Source organism: Maribacter sp., assembly GCF_039974175.1.
Lineage (GTDB): Bacteria > Bacteroidota > Bacteroidia > Flavobacteriales > Flavobacteriaceae > Maribacter_C.
On the sequence record NZ_JBDWJN010000013.1, the window covers coordinates 662554 to 677478 of the forward strand.

The window sequence follows — 14925 nt, forward strand, 5'->3', positions numbered from 1 at the left end:
ATATTAATTTTGACGGGCCTAGTAATCTCCCAAAGTTTCTGCGTTTTGCCCCAGTGCATTCTCCAATTGTTCATCGCTGGGTGCCTTGCCATGCCAAGCATGTGTATACATCATAAAATCAACACCGTTACCCATTATGGTATGAAGCAAAATACAAACTGGTTTCCCTTTGCCAGTTCGACCTTTGGCTTCTTGCAGTCCTTTTATAATGGCTTCTAAATTGTTTCCTTCCTTAATTTCTAAAACGTCCCAACCGAAGGCTTCAAATTTCGCTTTGAGGTCTCCCATAGGTAGCACATCATCAGTTGCACCATCGATCTGTTGTCCGTTTAAATCAACAGTGGCGATCAGGTTGTCCACTTTTTTTCCGGCGGCGTACATAATCGCTTCCCAGTTTTGACCTTCTTGTAATTCACCATCTCCGTGTAGACTGTAAATCAATTTAGAATCACCGTTCAATTTTTTAGCCTGGGCCGCTCCTATGGCCACCGACATCCCTTGACCTAACGATCCAGAAGCAATACGCACCCCGGGTAAACCTTCATGTGTTGTTGGGTGACCCTGCAATCGGGAATCAATCAATCGAAAAGTGTTTAATTCTTCTACAGCGAAATACCCTTTTCGTGCAAGTACGCTATAGTAAACCGGTGAAATATGCCCGTTGGATAAGAAGAAAAGGTCTTCGTTCATTCCGTCCATATCAAACCCTTCTTTCAATTCCATGATTTCGTGATAGAGTGCGACAAAAAACTCCGTACAACCTAACGACCCGCCCGGGTGTCCAGAATTTACCTTGTGAACCATTCGAAGAATATCTCTTCTGGTTTGAATAACGATGTCTTGTAATTCTTCTATTTTCGGCATTTGATGATTGCTATTTTGTTGGCCTCAAAAGTAATGGCAATCTTTTGGGTACACAAGGGGGAGTTATTAGATTTTATTAACGATAGCGAGGTTCAAAGTTTACATCTTGCTCATTTGGTATTTGACATGCTGAGCCTTAGGTAACCAACTTTATATTCACCTTAAGGAAATTATGCAACACAGTTAACTATATTTGCCGCTATTATAATCCAATGAAGTTTACACTTGAACATACTGACCCGAAAAGCAGAGCAAGAGCGGCAACTATGGTTACCGATCATGGTAGTATTGAAACTCCTATTTTTATGCCCGTTGGCACTGTTGCTTCGGTTAAAGGGGTACATCAGCGTGAGTTAAAAGAAGAAATCAACCCTGATATCATTTTAGGTAATACGTATCATTTATTCCTGCGCCCAAAAATTGATATTTTAAAGCAAGCGGGAGGTTTGCACAAGTTTATGGGTTGGGATCGCAATATTCTTACCGACAGTGGAGGGTATCAAGTATATTCACTTTCCGCAAATAGAAAAATCAAGGAAGAAGGTGTAAAATTCAAATCACATATCGATGGGTCAATGCATCTGTTTACCCCTGAAAATGTGATGGAAATTCAACGCGTTATTGGCGCCGATATCATCATGGCTTTTGACGAGTGCACTCCTTATCCCTGTGACTATAATTATGCAAAACGCTCAATGCATATGACTCATCGCTGGCTTGACCGCTGCATTGCACACTTGGATAAAACACCTTTTGAATACGACTATGCCCAAACGTTTTTTCCCATAGTTCAGGGCTCTACCTATAAAGATCTGAGAAGACAATCAGCAGAGTATATTGCAAACGCAAGGGCTGAGGGAAATGCTATTGGCGGTTTATCTGTTGGTGAACCTGCAGAAGAAATGTATGCCATGACCGAGGTAGTTACCGAAATTTTACCAGAAGACAAACCGCGCTATCTTATGGGGGTAGGCACTCCTATAAACATTCTGGAGAATATCGCACTAGGAATCGATATGTTCGATTGCGTAATGCCAACTCGCAATGCCCGAAACGGAATGCTCTTTACCGCGCATGGAACTATAAATATTAAGAATAAAAAGTGGGAAGATGATTTTAGTGTGCTTGATGAAATGGGTACCACTTTTGTAGATCGTGAATATTCAAAGGCCTATTTACGTCACTTATTTGCTGCAAATGAATATTTGGGCAAGCAAATCGCCACCATACATAATTTGGGTTTTTACCTTTGGTTGACTCGTGAAGCGAGAAAGCATATTTTAGCAGGAGACTTTGTAGAGTGGAAGACTAAGATGGTAAAACAAATGGATAAACGATTGTAAAGTGACCATCTTAGATAGATACATACTCAAACGTTACCTCCTAACTTTCATCGTGATGCTGTTGCTATTTATTCCTATTGGAATTATGGCACATCTTGCAGAGCAAATCGGTAAGATTCAAGATAATGAAGCTCCCTTAAATGAAGTCTTAGCATACCTTGGGCATTTTAGCATCTATATCGGAAACTTTTTATTTCCGATATTTTTGTTTCTATCTGTCATTTTCTTTACTTCAAAACTGGCAAGTAATACTGAGATTGTTGCCATGTTAAGCTCTGGAATCTCCTTCAACAGATTCCTTAGACCTTATATGATAGGTGCGTCAATAATTGCTGTTTTCATGTTGATTATGGGTATGTTCGTTGTTCCATCCGCCAGTGCCGGATTTAATGAGTTCAAATTTAAATACTTAAAAAAGGGCAAGGAAGAGCGAGTCACCACCAATATTTACAACCAGCTCAATGAAAATGATTTTATCTATGTGAGCAGATTTGACCCCGGAAGAAAAAATGGCTCTAATTTTACATTTGAGCGTTTTAAAGAGGGTAATATTCTCGATTTTAAAATCTCTGCGGCCAGTATCAGATGGATTGATAAGGACAGCATTTACCGACTGACTTCTTATCGAAAAAGAACGGTTATGGGAGATACAGCCATCGTTGAAACCAAAAGGCGTTTAGATACCCTCTTCGCCTTTAAAATTGATGATCTAACTCCGGTTTCTTACATTGCGGAAACTAAAAACCTTCTCGAACTTAATCAATTCATAGCCGATCAAAGAAGAAAAGGAGCTTCAAATATTAACGCTTATATTTTAGTAAAATACAAACGTTGGGCCTTGCCTATAAGTGTTTTTATCTTGACCATAATAGCGGTAGGTGTTGCTTCAATAAAACGGAGAGGCGGAATGGGGTTGAATCTTGCGTTTGGAATTGTGGTAGCCTTCGTCTTTATATTTTTTGACCGTATTTTCAGTACGCTTGCTGAGCAAGCGGGCCTCGAACCCCTTACAGCCGTGGTTGTTCCCAATCTATTTTTTGGTATTTTGGCCTTCTATCTCTTGCAAAAAGCCAAACGATAGTTAGTTGCTCAACGACTTATGAAAACACAGTTAAAACACTACCTGCATCTTCATTTTATAGTTTTTATTTGGGGTTTTACAGCTGTTTTAGGGAAGCTCATCTCAACAGATGCACTTCCTTTGGTTTGGTACCGTATGGGAATCGCCTCTCTTTTGATTTTGGTATTTATTGCCGTCAAAAAATATCCTTTAAAAGTATCGCATAAGACCCTGATGCATTTAGCGCTTGGGGGCGCAGCGTTGGCATTACACTGGGTAACTTTCTTTATGGCGATAAAGGTTTCAAATGTCGCCATCGCATTGGCAACAATGTCTACGGGTGCTTTTTTTACTGCAATTATTGAACCGCTGTGGTACCGACGGAAAATAATAGGGTATGAACTGTTGTTTGGCGTAGTCGTAATTTTGGGCCTCCTACTTATTTTTAAGGTAGAAACCCAATATGGTTTTGGTATTTTGTTAGCGCTGCTGTCGGCATTTTTAAGTGTTATTTTCACTTTAATCAATGGTAAGCTGGTAAAAAAAGAGAAACCTAGTGTAATTTCATTTTATGAACTCAGTATAGGGCTGTTATTATTGTCTTTTTTTCTAGGTATTCAAGGGGGCTTTTCATCAGAATTTTTCCGGCTATCGCAAAATGATTGGATATTTATCTTCATTCTGGCATCTTTCTGTACTGCCTATGCCTTTATTGGGGGAGTAAAGGTTATGAAATATATTAGCCCCTATACCGTGGTACTTACAGTAAATCTAGAGCCTGTTTACGGTATCGTACTGGCATTTTTCATTTTTGGCGATAGTGAACGTATGAACCCTTTGTTTTATATTGGGGCATTGATCATATTTGTTACGGTTATTGCCAATGGCATATTAAAGAATAAAGACAAATTAAAAAAACAAGCCAGCAGGCAGGTTTAGTCTTTTATATTTTATATTTGCATGTCAAACTAATAAAACCAAAAACCTACTAAAAATGGAATACTTAGATTTCGAACTTCCCATTAAAGAGCTTGAGGAACAGCTCGATAAATGCATGGTTATTGGTGAGGAGAGCGATGTAGATGTAACCGAAACTTGCAAACAGATTGAAAAGAAATTGACCGAGACCCGCAAGGACATTTACAAAAACCTTACTGCTTGGCAGCGGGTTCAATTATCAAGACATCCCAATAGGCCATATACCCTTGATTATATTAATGCCATTTGTGGTGATACCTTTTTGGAGCTACACGGAGATAGAAATGTAAAAGATGATAAGGCAATGATTGGCGGTTTAGGGAAAATCGGAGATCAAAGTTATATGTTTATCGGCCAACAAAAAGGCTTTAATACCAAGACCCGTCAGTACCGTAATTTCGGCATGGCGAATCCTGAGGGATATCGAAAAGCATTGCGCTTGATGAAGTCGGCTGAAAAGTTTGGAATTCCAGTGGTTTCTTTGATAGATACCCCTGGAGCCTATCCGGGTATTGAGGCTGAGGAACGGGGACAGGGAGAAGCCATCGCCCGTAATATATTGGAAATGACACGTTTGAAAGTGCCTATTATTTGCGTAATTATCGGGGAAGGCGCTTCAGGAGGTGCCTTGGGTATTGGGGTAGGAGACCGTGTTCTGATGTTGGAAAATACGTGGTATTCCGTAATTTCTCCCGAATCATGTTCTTCCATTTTATGGAGAAGTTGGGAATATAAAGAACAAGCTGCTGAAGCTTTGAAGTTGACCGCAACTGACATGAAAAAACTGAAATTGATCGATGAAATTGTTCGTGAACCAGCAGGTGGCGCGCATAGTAATCGTCCTAAAACTTTTGATACTGTAAAGAACAAAATTTCGGCTCATTTTAAGGAGTTAGAAAAGTTATCCCCAAAAGAACTTGTAAATCAGCGAATGAACAAATATGCTGAAATGGGTGTTTTTGACGGTTAACCGTAGCTTTTTACAAGCTCAGAAAAATCTGGAGAATGAATTCTTCAGATTTTTTTTGTTATCAACACAAAATTGTAACTTATAAACACCTAATTGTTGAACAACTGTGAATATCGTCTTTGACCTATTCTATGTTAACTTAAGGTTAATTGCATACTTTCGTCGCTATGGAGAAACCAAACCCCGTTATTGGTCGTAAGATCGACAAATCTACCATAATCAACTTGGAAAGAGGTAAAATTCCACCGCAATCAGTTGATTTAGAGGAGGTTGTATTGGGTGCAATGATGATTGACAAGAAAGGGGTCGATGAAGTAATTGATATCTTACATCCAGATGTTTTTTATAAAGATGCGCATCGTTATATTTATGAAGCCATCTTTAAATTGTTTGAAACCTCTGAACCAGTTGATTTATTAACCGTTTCTTCTCAATTAAAGAAAGACGGACATTTAGAGTCTGTAGGGGGCGATTTTTATCTAATAAAACTCACGCAAAAGGTAGCTTCTTCAGCACATATTGAGTTTCATGCCCGTATCATTCTGCAAAAGTACATTCAACGAAGCTTGATCAAGATTTCGAATGAGATCATTGAAGAGGCTTACGACGATGGAACCGATGTTTTTGATCTGTTGGATGCCGCTGAATCCAAATTGTATGATGTCACCCAAGGCAACTTAAAGCGTTCTGCAGAAACTGCTCAAAATTTGGTAATACAAGCCAAAAAACGAATCGAAGAAATCGCAAACAAAGAAGGTTTGAGTGGTATTCCTTCCGGATTTGACAAACTCGATAAATTGACCTCGGGTTGGCAGCCTAGTGATTTGATTATTGTGGCAGCAAGGCCCGGTATGGGTAAAACAGCTTTGACCTTGTCTATGGCAAGAAATATGGCAGTGAATTCAAACATTCCCGTTGCTTTCTTCTCCTGTGAGATGTCATCGGTACAGTTAATTACCAGATTGATTTCTTCGGAAACCGGATTATCTTCTGAAAAATTAAGGACCGGTCGCTTGGAGAAACACGAATGGGAGCAATTGAATGTAAAGGTAAAAGCTTTGGAAAAAGCGCCTTTGTTTATTGATGATACCCCTTCACTTTCCATTTTTGATTTACGTGCTAAGGCAAGACGATTGGCTTCTCAACATGGTATCAAACTTATTATTATTGATTACCTACAGTTGATGACCGCTGGCGGAACTCAAAAAGGAGGTAACCGTGAGCAAGAGATTTCTACGATTTCTCGAAACCTGAAGGCCTTGGCAAAAGAACTCAACGTGCCTGTAATTGCACTCTCACAGCTTTCCCGTGCTGTAGAGACACGAGGAGGTAGCAAAAGACCTATACTTTCTGATTTACGTGAATCTGGTGCGATCGAACAAGATGCGGATATTGTTTCTTTTATATTTAGACCTGAGTATTATAAGATTGATGAATGGGACGATGAAGAACGTTCTCCTACCCAAGGGCAGGCGGAATTTATCGTAGCTAAACACCGTAATGGTGGTTTAGAAAACATTCGTTTGAAGTTTATCGGTCAACTTGGTAAATTCGATAATCTAGATGATTTTGATTCTCCTTTTGAATTTCAATCTAAAATGAACGAAGGTGAAGATAATCCGTTTATTACAAAAGGACTCCCTAGTGCCGATGAGGCTTTTGGTAGTTCAATGAATGATGGGTCGGGTATGGATGAAGATAATGATGTTCCTTTTTAATATTCTTTAACTTCCCTAAAATACGTTACCGCTATTTTTCGTTTATCTTTGAGAAGATCCTCAAAGTCTATTTTATGCGGAGTATGCTTTTCTCTATTTTCTTGATGCTGTTTGCTTTACAGGTTTCGGCTTCCTCCATTCTCATTCCTATGGATGCGGAGGGCCAAAAAAATCACCTAAAGGCTTATGGTATTACCTATTGGGTATTGACCAAGCAACAAAAAGTACAATGGTTATTAAACTATCGCGGCGGTTCTTTTTTACTACCCGATGGAGAACTTATTCGAAAAGAATGCCAAATTCGAGGCGTGTCTTTTGAAGTATTATCTGACGCTCAGAGGCAGGGCATATTAGAATCTATTAGCAGTCCTTCGCAAAATCAAGAAGCGGTAGTGCTAGAAAAGGCTCCTAAAGTGGCAGTGTATTCTCCTAAAGGAAATCCACCCTGGGATGACGCAGTGACCATGGTGTTGACCTATGCGGAGATTCCATATGTAACGGTCTATGATGAGGAGGTTTTGGATGATAAATTGGTACTGTACGATTGGCTACATTTACACCATGAAGACTTTACTGGACAATACGGCAAGTTCTACGGGGCATACAGGGTGGCCCCCTGGTATATAGAACAAAAACAGGAAGCAGAAGCCTTGGCTGCGAAGCTGGGATATTCCAAAGTTTCTGAAGAAAAGAGGGCCGTAGCTCTAAAAATCAGAAAGTATGTAATAGGAGGAGGGTTTATGTTTGCAATGTGCTCCGCTACCGATAGTTTTGATATTGCGCTATCTGCCTCCGACGGGGTAGATATTTGCGAACCTATGTTTGACGGTGACCCATCTGATGCCAACTATCAGAGCAAACTAAATTTCAACAAGACTTTTGCCTTCAAAGATTTTACCCTAGAGCGTAATCCTATGCGCTATGAATTTTCGTCTATAGATATGACGCCAAAAAGGGGAAATATTCCGAAGGAATCAGACTATTTTTCCCTGATGGATTTTTCGGCCAAATGGGATCCTATACCTACAATGCTATGTCAGAACCACACGGCATTGGTAAAAGGATTTATGGGGCAAACAACCTCCTTCGAGCGCAGGGAAATTAAATCGAATGTTTTAATTCTCGGCGAAAACAAACTCAATGAAGAAGCCAGGTACATTCATGGTATCAAGGGGAAAGGCTTTTTTACCTTCTACGGAGGTCATGACCCAGAAGACTACCAACATAGGGTAGGAGACCCCAAAACAGAACTGGAGTTGCATCCAACATCACCAGGGTACCGATTGATCTTAAACAACGTTTTGTTCCCGGCAGCTCAGAAGAAGAAACAGAAGACTTGAAATTTCAAACTCAGGCGCAAGTATCCGATATAAAATAAATGGTAGGGCCCAATCTATTTTTTCTTAGTGCAGTTTCGTGTACCATCTTGCGATATGGATCACCCAGTTTTGAGACGAAATAACTCAAGTGACTTCTTTAAGGTCTTTCCAAAGAAACTTGATTATCTTTTAATTAATTTCTCTAAAATACGCTCTACACCAAAATCATCATTACTTGTGGTTTTGTAGTTGGCTACTTCTAAAACATTGGGGTGCGCATTTTGCATTGCGAAACTATATTTCGCCTTCCCCAGCATTTCCAAATCGTTATTGTAATCACCAAACACCATGGTTTCTTCAGGAGAAATACCATAGCGTTCTTGCATTTTTTCAAGGGCAAAACCTTTATTAGCGTCTCTGTGATTTAAATCAACCCAGTTTAGTCCGGAGACTTTTACCTTAATCTGCCCTTCGAGATCTTTCATTGCCGGATAGATATATGTTTCGGCACTGACATTGTGATAGACCGCAATCTTAATTATTTCATCGGTTACGGTATTGAAATTATCATGAATTTCATAACTGGCATAGTATTCCTTTAACTGCTCAAGAAAAGGAGCTGATTTACCATCCAAATAGGCGTTGTATTTACCGCAAAGCATGGCATGCGCACCTTCTATATTCTCAATTTTGGAGAGCAAAGAACTTTTGAGGTGATACTGAATAGGAGTAACTAAGAGTTCCTTTTCTTTTTCCTTTACCAGGGCACCATTTTCGGCTATAACCAAAATCTCATTCTTAATGGGATCTAGTTTTTGTACAATACTATCATATTGCCTTCCACTTGCAGCGACAAAAAGAATATTTTGACTTCTTAGCAACTTGAAAAGCTCAAAAAAACGTGAACTGACTTCATGCTTTGAGTTTAGTAGCGTACCGTCCATATCGGTGACTACCATTTTTATGTGAGATAAATCCATATTAAAAAAATAAAGGCCAAAGGTATTTCTTATAATATTAATTATGGCGTGGCAGGATAAAGTTTTACATTTATTTTATACTTATGAAATTTTACCAAAAGGAAATTAAACTACCGGCTCATAAAAGGGGTTTTCATCTCATAACGGAGACGATACGTGCTAGCATGCTTCAAATCGTAGATATTCGAGCTGGAATGCTTCAAGTTTTCATAAAACATACTTCGGCTAGCTTGACGATTAATGAAAATGCCGATCCAACAGTACGCATCGACTTTGAGAGCCATATGAATACCATGGTTCCAGAAGATGCTCCATATTATATCCATACGTATGAAGGTGCTGATGATATGCCTGCGCACATTAAGGCTTCGTTGATGGGTACTTCGATTCAAATTCCGATTACTGATGGAAAACTGAATTTGGGAATTTGGCAAGGTATTTATTTATGTGAGCATCGTGATAATGCCTCTGCAAGAAAGCTAGTGATATCTGCTTTTGGCATATGAGCTATTCTTTATACCTTTAAATTACTAACTATAAACACTATACCAATGACTACCGAAGAATCTATTTTGAACAAAATTCAAATTTTAATCACAAATCATTTTGATACGCCTGAAGAAGCGTTCAATTTCTTTGACGCTGACGGTAGTGGAAAACTCAAAAAGAAAGAAATCGTTAAGTTATTGAAGCAAGCCGAAATCAGTGGATTCATTAGGGGCTTGGTCGGATCTAAACTAATTGAGGGATATGATAAAAGTGATGATGATGAGATTGATTGGCAAGAATTTAAAGCAGCCGTAGACCGAATCAAGAACATCTAACTCGGTTTCATCGCTAATCGAGCAGCTTATCTAGTTTTTTACTAATTTTTTTTACCCAAACTTTGTACATTTTTCGAGACGGATGTAAACTGTCTTTGGCTATAAGGTTATGGTCAAATAAAGCTTCTCGCGAAGCTTTAGTGATATCAATAAACAGCATTTTTCTTTCTTCGGTTTCTTTTTTAATTACCGCGTTATACGCTTTTAATTCTTGAACTATTTTCGCACGATTCTTTGACCTTGCAAATGGGGTCACGCTCCAATCAGGTATTGATAGTACAAATACTCTAGATTTATCATTTTTCGCTAGGGCTATGCTCTTATTTAGCAAAACGATAAAATCTTCTTGAAAGTCAGTAACACTTTGGTTTCTGTATTGATTATTCACACCAATGAGTAAGGATACTAGGTCATAGGTAGGAGCTGGCTTTTCAATTGCCAACTGTTCTAGGAGTTTCTTGGTTGTCCATCCTGCCCCAGCAATGATTTTAGGATTATTTAGTAAAACTTTCTTTTTGGCGAGTCTTTCTTTTAACTGAACGGGCCAACAATAACGGTAAATTTCACTTGTTCCTACAGTGTAACTATCTCCGAGTGCAAGAAATGAAAGACTATCTTTTTGAGCAAAAGCAGCGGTAGCTACCAGCATGAAAATTACTGAATATATTAATTTGAAAGGAGCATTTGACAAGGCGATGCGGATTTGTTTGGTCAAAAATCAAGATACAAAAAATCCGATTTGCAAATAGCAAATCGGATTTCTTATAAGTGAGATATTCTTAAATCTATTTTACTTGGTCGACAATTGCTTTGAAAGCATCTGGGTGATTCATAGCTAAATCGGCCAAAACCTTACGGTTCAACTGGATGTTGTTCGCTTTTACTTTGCCCATGAATTGTGAGTACGACATTCCGTGCATACGAGCACCTGCATTGATACGTGTAATCCATAAGGCGCGGAAAGTTCTTTTCTTATTTCTACGGTCTCTATAAGCATATAACATTGCTTTTTCAACCGCATTTTTGGCTACTGTCCAAACGTTTTTACGTCTACCGAAGTAACCTTTGGCTTGCTTCATTACCTTTTTTCTTCGGGCTCTTGAAGCGACTGCATTTACTGATCTTGGCATTTCTTTTAATTTTTTTTGTAGTAGGCGGGCGGTGATCGCCACTTGATAACTCACTCAAACGCTATAAAAGTCTTTGTGATTTGCCCAACTCCAGGGTTAATAATTTACCGTTGTTGCATAATTACTTTAAACGTAATTGCTCTTTAATACTGTTAACATCCGCTTGGTGAACCAAGGTGTCATGAGTTAACGCTAGCTTACGCTTTTTAGACTTTTTCGTCAATATATGACTCTTAAAAGCGTGCTTTCTTTTGATTTTACCAGTACCGGTCAACTTGAACCGTTTCTTGGCGCTGGATTTTGTTTTTTGTTTAGGCATTTTTCCTAATTTATTTGTTTCTCACTTACTGCACTAAACTTTTTCAGGTCACCCCTAGCGCAGCCACAGGGTTACTTAGCATGCTAAACGCTACTTACAAAAGTAAGCAGCGTTCAGTATTTTATAAATCGACTTGGTCGCTAAGCGCAACCGAAGTGCTATTTTCCTTTTGTTTTCGGAGCGATGAACATGGTCATACGTTTTCCTTCTAATCTCGGCATCTGCTCAACCTTTCCTAACTCTTCCAACTCAGATGCTAAACGGAGTAATAATATCTCTCCTTGGTCTTTGTAAACAATCGATCGGCCTTTGAAAAAGACATAGGCCTTTAGTTTAGCACCGTCTTTTAAAAATTTCTCCGCGTGTTTCTTTTTAAATTCGTAATCATGGTCATCCGTATTCGGACCGAACCTGATTTCCTTTACCACCACCTTTGAGGCCTTGGCCTTCATCGCCTTTTCGCGCTTTTTCTGCTCGTAAAGGAATTTCTTATAATCAATTATCTTGCAAACCGGTGGATTTGCCTTTGGTGAAATCTCTACCAAATCCAATCCTTCCTCAGCTGCAATATCCATTGCTTTTGCCAATGGATAAACTCCTACTTCAATGTTATCACCAACCAATCGTACTTCAGGGGCGATAATTCTCTCGTTAATTTTATGAGGGTTTTTATTTTCCCTCCTAGGTTGGGGCCTAAATCTTTTTCGTATTGCTATGACTTATAATTTTTAGTTAAACGTTATTTTTAAAACGACTTTAAGGTACTATTTATTTCTGTATCGACCAAGTTCGCAAAGTCTTCAACTGTTATTGCTCCTATGTCTTCGCGTCCGTGTCGTCGGACAGAAATGGTGTTAGCCGCCTCATCGTTTTCCCCAACAATCAGCATAAATGGAATTTTATTCATTTCTGCCTCACGTATTTTCTTGCCAACAGTCTCGTTTCTGTCGTCAACAAGCGCGCGAATTTCGTTATTTTCTAGGGATTTTAAAACTTTTTGAGCATATTTTTCGTTTTTCTCGCTCACTGGTAAAACAATTGCTTGCTCAGGAATCAACCATAAAGGAAAATTACCTCCTGTATGTTCAAGTAACAAAGCGATAAAACGTTCCATACTTCCAAAGGGTGCGCGATGAATCATAATGGGGCGGTGTAGCTCATTGTCACTTCCTTTGTATGTGAGGTCAAAACGTTCAGGTAAAGTATAATCTACTTGAATGGTGCCCAGTTGCCAATTTCTACCCAAGGCATCTTTGACCATAAAGTCTAACTTTGGCCCGTAGAATGCCGCCTCTCCTTCTTCGATGACATAATCTAATCCTTTTTCTTTGGCCGCATTGATAATGGCGTTTTCGGCTTTATCCCAGTTCTCAACAGTTCCGATATATTTTTCGGGCGTTTTCGGATCTCTAATAGAAACCTGAGCTGTGAAGTTTTCAAACCCTAAAGATCCAAGTACATATAATGATAAGTCAATAACGTTTTTAAATTCTTGATCTACTTGGTCGGGAGTACAAAAGATGTGCGCATCATCCTGAGTAAAACCACGAACACGAGTAAGTCCGTGTAATTCGCCGCTTTGTTCGTATCGATATACGGTTCCGAATTCTGCATATCTTTTGGGTAGTTCACGGTAGCTAAAGGGGCGATGTTTAAAAATCTCACAGTGGTGCGGACAATTCATGGGTTTCAACAAAAACTCCTCTCCATCTTTTGGAGTGTTTATAGGTTGAAAACTGTCTGCACCATATTTTTCATAATGTCCGGAAGTAACGTATAGCTCCTTCTGTCCGATATGGGGGCTAACAACCATTTCATAACCTGCTTTCTTCTGTGCCTTTTTCAAAAATTGCTCTAGGCGTTCGCGTAAGGCAGCTCCTTTAGGCAACCATAATGGAAGACCCTGACCTACCTTTTGGGAAAAAGTGAACAGTTCAAGTTCCTTCCCTAATTTTCTGTGGTCTCGTTTTTTTGCTTCCTCTAAAAGTTGAAGATACTCGGTAAGTTCTTTTTGTTTTGGAAAAGAAATACCATAAACACGAGTCAGTTGTGGCTTGTTTTCATCTCCTCTCCAATAAGCACCAGCTACGCTTAATATTTTAATAGCCTTTACAATGCCTGTATTAGGTATGTGACCACCTCTACATAAATCTGTAAAAGTGTCATGATCGCAAAAGGTGATAGTGCCATCTTCTAAATTTTCAATAAGCTCTACCTTATATTCATTGCCTTCAGATTTATATTTGGCCAATGCATCTGCTTTCGATACCGCTCGCATTTTGTACGGATGTTTTCCACGGGCAATTTCCAAAGCCTTTTTTTCAATGGTTGGAAAGTCCTTGTCAGAAATACTTCCTTCCGCTAAATCTACATCATAGTAAAATCCATTGTCGATTGCTGGTCCAATAGTAAGCTTGATGCCAGGATACAGTTCTTCAAGAGCCTGTGCCACAATATGCGAAGTAGAATGCCAGAAAGCTTTCTTTCCCTCTGGGTTATTCCAAGTGTACAAAACCAAAGAGCCATCTTCATGTAAGGGAGTTACTGTTTCGATAACCGCATCGTTGAACTTTGCTGATATAACGTTGCGTGCTAAGCCTTCACTGATGCTCAAAGCTACATCCATTGGAGAGCTCCCTTTGCTGTATTCTTTTATAGTACCGTCTGGTAAAGTTATCTTGATCATTGTAATGCTTGAATAAGAGCGCAAATATAGCATCTTGTATTGATGCAGACAATATATATAAGGAAGTGTTTCTTGGGTGTTTTGGTTGTACGGGGCAAAGGCGGTGTAATTCGCTATGTTTTTTACGCTAATAAAGAGCATAGCTGAAGTAAATGGCAAAAAGAGATATTGCCACTATGTTACCTTGAGCGCTACCAAAAGGTGCTTCTATAACCTTTTTTTTAAAGTTAAAACTTGTGGCAAACAATAAAATGACTTAAATTTAATACCCTTTTTTAAGCAGCGGGCAACTGTAAAATTCTAGTAGTTAGCCTATTGAAAAATAGGCTAAAAAAAAGTTTGAAAATACATTTGGAGAATTAAAAAAGCATCTTACATTTGCAGCCCGCTAAACATAATACTCAAATATGTTTTAAGGGATTTAGAGAGCATACGTTCTTAGGTTGAAATCTTGTTTTTTATCGCCATTTGAAAAAAAGTTTCTTTTTTTTAACTAAAAGATTGCGGGTTAAAAAAACAGTTTTATATTTGCAGCCGCTTAAAGAAATTTAGGTAAAGAAATTACAAGTTTTTAGGAGTAGTTTCTTTTATAAAAGTTCATTGACAAATTGTAGAGACAGCGCACAACAGAGATGTTGTGTAATATTATAAAGAATCGAATTATATATTTGAGAGATTGGGTATATAAAAGAATTAGATCGAGATTACGGAGCCTGGGATTTTTTTTTGGTTGT

The 14925-nt window shown here is 38.8% G+C and carries 15 protein-coding genes; 8 read left to right on the forward strand and 7 right to left on the reverse strand.

The window, feature by feature from the left end:
- Positions 1 to 18 precede the first annotated feature (18 nt).
- Positions 19 to 864, reverse strand: coding sequence for a transketolase (locus tag ABJN95_RS20290; RefSeq protein ID WP_348373194.1), 846 nt, complete (start codon positions 862 to 864; stop codon positions 19 to 21).
- 212 nt (positions 865 to 1076) lie between these two features.
- On the opposite strand from ABJN95_RS20290, the gene tgt reads away from it, so the two are divergent.
- The 6 genes from tgt to ABJN95_RS20320 all read left to right on the forward strand — a co-directional run bounded on the left by tgt (position 1077) and on the right by ABJN95_RS20320 (position 8273).
- The gene (tgt, locus tag ABJN95_RS20295) at positions 1077 to 2207 is read left to right on the forward strand and encodes a tRNA guanosine(34) transglycosylase Tgt (RefSeq protein ID WP_348373196.1); all 1131 of its coding nucleotides are present in this window, start codon (positions 1077 to 1079) and stop codon (positions 2205 to 2207) included.
- Between the two features lies 1 nt (position 2208).
- A complete protein-coding gene (locus tag ABJN95_RS20300; protein WP_348373197.1) occupies positions 2209 to 3288 on the forward strand; it encodes an LptF/LptG family permease in 1080 nt (359 codons plus the stop codon).
- 18 nt (positions 3289 to 3306) lie between these two features.
- A complete protein-coding gene (locus tag ABJN95_RS20305; RefSeq protein ID WP_348373199.1) occupies positions 3307 to 4206 on the forward strand; it encodes a DMT family transporter in 900 nt (299 codons plus the stop codon).
- A gap of 55 nt (positions 4207 to 4261) precedes the next feature.
- Positions 4262 to 5215 carry an acetyl-CoA carboxylase carboxyltransferase subunit alpha gene (locus tag ABJN95_RS20310; protein WP_348373200.1) on the forward strand — a complete coding sequence of 318 codons (954 nt, stop codon included), beginning with the start codon at positions 4262 to 4264 and terminating at the stop codon, positions 5213 to 5215.
- A 167-nt stretch (positions 5216 to 5382) separates the two neighbouring features.
- Positions 5383 to 6933 carry a replicative DNA helicase gene (gene dnaB / locus ABJN95_RS20315; protein ID WP_348373202.1) on the forward strand — a complete coding sequence of 517 codons (1551 nt, stop codon included), beginning with the start codon at positions 5383 to 5385 and terminating at the stop codon, positions 6931 to 6933.
- 83 nt (positions 6934 to 7016) lie between these two features.
- Complete coding sequence (locus tag ABJN95_RS20320) at positions 7017 to 8273, forward strand: asparagine synthetase B (RefSeq protein ID WP_348373227.1); 1257 nt, start codon at positions 7017 to 7019, stop codon at positions 8271 to 8273.
- Between the two features lie 161 nt (positions 8274 to 8434).
- Here the strand turns inward: ABJN95_RS20320 and ABJN95_RS20325 are convergent, their stop codons facing one another.
- Positions 8435 to 9232, reverse strand: coding sequence for an HAD family hydrolase (locus ABJN95_RS20325; protein WP_348373203.1), 798 nt, complete (start codon positions 9230 to 9232; stop codon positions 8435 to 8437).
- Between the two features lie 83 nt (positions 9233 to 9315).
- Here ABJN95_RS20325 and ABJN95_RS20330 point away from each other — a divergent pair, with 83 nt between their 5' ends.
- Entirely contained in the window at positions 9316 to 9738 is a 423-nt protein-coding gene (locus ABJN95_RS20330; protein WP_348373205.1) for a secondary thiamine-phosphate synthase enzyme YjbQ, read from the forward strand.
- A 45-nt stretch (positions 9739 to 9783) separates the two neighbouring features.
- Positions 9784 to 10056 (forward strand): EF-hand domain-containing protein, encoded by a 273-nt coding sequence (locus tag ABJN95_RS20335; protein WP_348373206.1) that lies wholly within the window; start codon positions 9784 to 9786, stop codon positions 10054 to 10056.
- A gap of 13 nt (positions 10057 to 10069) precedes the next feature.
- Here ABJN95_RS20335 and ABJN95_RS20340 read toward each other — a convergent pair whose 3' ends face one another.
- The 5 genes from ABJN95_RS20340 to thrS all read right to left on the reverse strand — a co-directional run bounded on the left by ABJN95_RS20340 (position 10070) and on the right by thrS (position 14191).
- Positions 10070 to 10705, reverse strand: a complete 636-nt coding sequence (locus ABJN95_RS20340; RefSeq protein ID WP_348373208.1) for an SGNH/GDSL hydrolase family protein — start codon at positions 10703 to 10705, stop codon at positions 10070 to 10072.
- A 136-nt stretch (positions 10706 to 10841) separates the two neighbouring features.
- On the reverse strand, positions 10842 to 11186 hold the full coding sequence (gene rplT / locus ABJN95_RS20345; protein WP_348373210.1) for a 50S ribosomal protein L20: 345 nt from the start codon (positions 11184 to 11186) through the stop codon (positions 10842 to 10844).
- A gap of 121 nt (positions 11187 to 11307) precedes the next feature.
- A complete protein-coding gene (gene rpmI, locus ABJN95_RS20350) occupies positions 11308 to 11505 on the reverse strand; it encodes a 50S ribosomal protein L35 (RefSeq protein ID WP_348373212.1) in 198 nt (65 codons plus the stop codon).
- A gap of 158 nt (positions 11506 to 11663) precedes the next feature.
- Positions 11664 to 12215, reverse strand: a complete 552-nt coding sequence (gene infC / locus ABJN95_RS20355) for a translation initiation factor IF-3 (RefSeq protein WP_348373228.1) — start codon at positions 12213 to 12215, stop codon at positions 11664 to 11666.
- Positions 12216 to 12250: 35 nt separating this feature from the next.
- Entirely contained in the window at positions 12251 to 14191 is a 1941-nt protein-coding gene (thrS, locus tag ABJN95_RS20360; protein WP_348373213.1) for a threonine--tRNA ligase, read from the reverse strand.
- Positions 14192 to 14925: the final 734 nt, after the last annotated feature.

Excerpts from the sequence above, each read along its gene's own strand:
- ABJN95_RS20325 (WP_348373203.1), bottom strand. The coding sequence starts at position 9,232 with ATGGATTTATCTCACATAAAAATGGTAGTCACCGATATGGACGGTACG.
- ABJN95_RS20305 (WP_348373199.1), top strand. The coding sequence starts at position 3,307 with ATGAAAACACAGTTAAAACACTACCTGCATCTTCATTTTATAGTTTTT.
- ABJN95_RS20330 (WP_348373205.1), top strand. The coding sequence starts at position 9,316 with ATGAAATTTTACCAAAAGGAAATTAAACTACCGGCTCATAAAAGGGGT.
- dnaB (WP_348373202.1), top strand. The coding sequence starts at position 5,383 with ATGGAGAAACCAAACCCCGTTATTGGTCGTAAGATCGACAAATCTACC.
- rpmI (WP_348373212.1), bottom strand. The coding sequence starts at position 11,505 with ATGCCTAAACAAAAAACAAAATCCAGCGCCAAGAAACGGTTCAAGTTG.
- ABJN95_RS20320 (WP_348373227.1), top strand. The coding sequence starts at position 7,017 with ATGCTTTTCTCTATTTTCTTGATGCTGTTTGCTTTACAGGTTTCGGCT.
- rplT (WP_348373210.1), bottom strand. The coding sequence starts at position 11,186 with ATGCCAAGATCAGTAAATGCAGTCGCTTCAAGAGCCCGAAGAAAAAAG.
- ABJN95_RS20290 (WP_348373194.1), bottom strand. The coding sequence starts at position 864 with ATGCCGAAAATAGAAGAATTACAAGACATCGTTATTCAAACCAGAAGA.
- tgt (WP_348373196.1), top strand. The coding sequence starts at position 1,077 with ATGAAGTTTACACTTGAACATACTGACCCGAAAAGCAGAGCAAGAGCG.
- ABJN95_RS20340 (WP_348373208.1), bottom strand. The coding sequence starts at position 10,705 with ATGCTGGTAGCTACCGCTGCTTTTGCTCAAAAAGATAGTCTTTCATTT.
- thrS (WP_348373213.1), bottom strand. The coding sequence starts at position 14,191 with ATGATCAAGATAACTTTACCAGACGGTACTATAAAAGAATACAGCAAA.
- ABJN95_RS20310 (WP_348373200.1), top strand. The coding sequence starts at position 4,262 with ATGGAATACTTAGATTTCGAACTTCCCATTAAAGAGCTTGAGGAACAG.
- ABJN95_RS20335 (WP_348373206.1), top strand. The coding sequence starts at position 9,784 with ATGACTACCGAAGAATCTATTTTGAACAAAATTCAAATTTTAATCACA.